The sequence below is a fragment of the Pseudomonas sp. R62 genome (genome assembly GCF_000257605.1).
GTDB classification, from domain to species: Bacteria; Pseudomonadota; Gammaproteobacteria; order Pseudomonadales; family Pseudomonadaceae; genus Aquipseudomonas; species Aquipseudomonas atacamensis.
Genome location: NZ_JH635999.1, coordinates 1,347,054 through 1,349,735, shown reverse-complemented (window position 1 = coordinate 1,349,735; position 2,682 = coordinate 1,347,054). Strand labels below are relative to the sequence as shown.

Here is a 2,682-nt window from a genome sequence, read left to right as displayed (position 1 = left end):
TTGATCGGCGCAGGGCTGGCCGGATTCGGGCTGTCACTGGTGTATCCGGCGCTGGGGGTGGAAGCGATCAAACAGGTGCCGAGTTCCAGCCGTGGTTCAGGGTTGGGGGCTTATGCGGTGTTCTTCGATCTGGCACTGGCGATTGCCGGGCCATTGATGGGCGCGGTGGCGTTGAATCTGGGCTATTCGTGGATCTTCTTCAGCGCGGCATTGTTATCGGTGACCGGGTTGGGCTTGACCCTGCTACTCAAGCGCCGCGCGACCTCATGAAGCACCGATCCCCTTGTAGGAGCTGACGAGTGCAACGAGGCTGCGATCTTTTGATTTTGCTTTGAAGATCAAGAGATCGCAGCCTCGTTGCACTCGTCAGCTCCTACAGGAATTGGTGGCGGTGATGAAGTTATTGATCCGCCGTCTGCATCCCCGCTCGTGTCGATCTGCCTAGTGCATGAGCAAAAAAACGTCCGGCCTCGGAGATCAGGTTGCGGTGAATATCCTCGCGATCCACCCCGTCGGCATCGGTGCACAACGCCGGCATGGCGCGGATCTGCTCTTCGGTGCACGGCGCCATGAATACGAAGTGCCCTGCCCCGGCCAGCAGTTTGAAGTCCGGCGCAGTGGGCAGTTTGCGCGCCAAAGCCGCAGCGTTTTTATCGAAGGCCACCAGTTTGTCGCCGTCGCCGCTATAGAGCAGCACCGGTACGTGCACATCGGCGAGGGTATGGCGGCCGAACTTCAGGCTCAGCGGCGCCATCAGCAATAAGGCGTGAACCCGTGGATCGGCCACCGGCTGCAAGTCATCGCGATCGACAATCAGCTCGCCCTGGGTGTTGCAGGCGTCGTGATCGTCCGGACGTTCCTGGCAATAGCGACGCAGACGATCCAGATCCGGTTGCGCCCCGGAGAGAATCAACGCGGTCTCGCCTCCAGCCGAATAACCGATCACACCGACCTGTTCAGCGTTGACGAACGGCGCCAGCATGATGTCGGCGAGGGTGGCGGTGATCGCTTGGGAAATCTGGATTGGCCGGCCGTATAGATTGCTCAACGTGCCAAGTCGGCTGTGGTCGCGCCAGTTGTCGCCGGGATGAATCACCGCCACCACGACAAAGCCTTTGCGCGCCAGTGAAGTGGCCAGATCATGCAGGGCCAGCGGCGTACCGGTGTTGCCGTGGGAGAGCATCAACATGGGAAAGCGGCCGATCGCGACTTTGGTGTCCTCTCCAGCCTCGACTGAGTAACCCTCAAGCAAACTCATATGCTCGCGTTCACTGGAGGGGTAGAAAGCGATGGCGCGCATCGGTTGCAGATCGAGCGGGTCGAGAAAGGTCATCTCGTGATAACCGACGCTCCACACAGGGTGGCGCCCTGGTGCGGCCTGCACTGAATTCAGGCTGCCCAGCAGGCAAATCAGCAACAGTGCACAAAGATGCCTCATGAATGCCCTACCCTGTTGGACCACATCGTCGGATGTGCTGAAACTGCATAACCCGGGCCAGATTATGTAACAGCCAGAAACAAAAAACTCCGTATTCGGCCCTTGCGGAACCAGAATACAGAGTTTTTGGGGGATTACCTGAACATCGGCTGTTCTTTACGCAAGCCTTATGCGGCGGCGAACAGTTGCTCGCTGATCTTCGCTTGCGCAGCGCTCATGGCGTTGTTGCGCACTTCTTCGCCATAGGCCAGACCTTCAGCGCGGACGATTTCGATATCGGTGATGCCGAGGAAGCCCAGTACCAGCTTCAGATATTCTTCGTGAGCGATGCCGCTGGCCTGACCGGCGTGGATGCCACCGGAAGTCGACACGATCACCACTTTTTTGCCGCCGCACAGACCTTCAGGGCCGGCTTCGGTGTAGCGGAACGTCTGGCCGGCGACGGCAACGCGGTCGATCCACGCTTTAAGCTGGGTTGGAACGGTGAAGTTGTACATCGGCGCGGCAATCACCACGGCGTCGGCAGCGATGAACTCGGCCAGGGTCGAAGCGCTCAGCTCGGCTTCGTGCTGTTGCGCAGCGTCGCGCAGTTCGGCGGTGGTGCCGGCGGCAACCAGGGTGGTCGACGAGAAGTGGCTGATCGCGTCGGCGGCCAGGTCGCGGTAGGTGACCACGGCGCTCGGCTCGGCGGCTTGCCAGGCGTCGACGACTTGACGGCTCAGCTGACGGGAAGCCGAGTTGTCGCCGAGAATGCTCGAATCGATGTGCAACAGTTTCATGTGGGTTCTCCTGAAAGAATCGCCGGCGGCGACGGAATGGAGACAATCCTACGCAACAAACCAATGGCTGATTAGTCGCCGACAATGCGATAGTTCGTCCCATTGATAGAACGACTGGAAACGCGCATGCAGGACCTCAACGATCTCTACTATTTCGCCAAAGTGGTTGAAGCCGGCGGATTTGCCGCCGCCGGGCGCTTGCTCGGTATTCCCAAGTCACGGCTTTCGAGAAGAATTGCCGAACTGGAAGACCGACTCGGCGCGCGTCTGCTGCAACGCACCACTCGCCAACTCAATCTCACCGCCGTTGGCGAACGCTATTTGCGCCACTGTCAGGCGATGTTGCTGGAAGCGGAAATGGCTGACGAAGCGGTGGCGAGCATGTCCAGCGAACCGCGCGGGCGCTTGCGGGTGTCGTGCCCGACCGGGCTTGCCCATGAAATGCTGCCGACGGTGATCAGCGAC

General features: G+C 60.0%; 4 protein-coding genes. 2 read left to right on the top strand and 2 right to left on the bottom strand.

The genetic code is table 11. From position 1 onward, the window contains the following. Window positions 1–270, top strand: a 270-nt coding sequence (locus OQK_RS24220) for an MFS transporter (protein WP_038861676.1), incomplete at its 5' end; no start/stop codon positions are given. Between the two features lie 130 nt (window positions 271–400). On the opposite strand, the gene OQK_RS24215 is transcribed toward OQK_RS24220, so the two are convergent. Together OQK_RS24215 and OQK_RS24210 are read right to left on the bottom strand one after the other, a co-directional pair. Beyond that, window positions 401–1,438, bottom strand: coding sequence for an alpha/beta hydrolase family protein (locus OQK_RS24215; protein WP_016774692.1), 1,038 nt, complete (start codon window positions 1,436–1,438; stop codon window positions 401–403). 167 nt (window positions 1,439–1,605) lie between these two features. Beyond that, window positions 1,606–2,217, bottom strand: a complete 612-nt coding sequence (locus OQK_RS24210; protein ID WP_016774691.1) for an FMN-dependent NADH-azoreductase — start codon at window positions 2,215–2,217, stop codon at window positions 1,606–1,608. A 126-nt stretch (window positions 2,218–2,343) separates the two neighbouring features. Between OQK_RS24210 and OQK_RS24205 the strand changes: the two genes are divergently transcribed. Beyond that, window positions 2,344–2,682 (top strand): LysR family transcriptional regulator (locus OQK_RS24205; protein ID WP_038862140.1); only part of this gene is annotated, 339 nt, incomplete at its 3' end.